This window comes from Chryseobacterium sp. CH25 (assembly GCF_004119455.1).
GTDB lineage: Bacteria > Bacteroidota > Bacteroidia > Flavobacteriales > Weeksellaceae > Chryseobacterium.
This window is the reverse complement of sequence record NZ_NRQT01000156.1, coordinates 1-227: the sequence shown is the minus strand read 5'-3', so window position 1 is coordinate 227 and position 227 is coordinate 1. Positions and strand designations below refer to the sequence as shown.

The 227-nt window shown below is 41.0% G+C and carries 1 protein-coding gene; it reads left to right on the top strand.

All coding sequences use genetic code 11. The features are described 5' to 3' along the window. Nucleotides 1-227: hypothetical protein (locus BOQ64_RS23410; RefSeq protein WP_164975889.1), on the top strand; the 227-nt coding region annotated here is incomplete at both ends.

The window sequence follows — 227 nt, the reverse complement described above, 5'->3', positions numbered from 1 at the left end:
GAACGCTGAATGGAGCTATTGTTCCCAATCCGTTAGGTAATGCCATCAATACCCCTTATGGGTCTGAAAAGATCTATTCCGAGAAAATATTGGAAAACTCTCCATTGGATAGAATTCAACAGCAGATCCAGGTAGGTAATGATTGGAGTACCAAACCTGTTAAATTCGGTTATGAAACCAATGTTCTGAATGAAGTGTATCAGCATATCACCTCCACTACCTGGGAG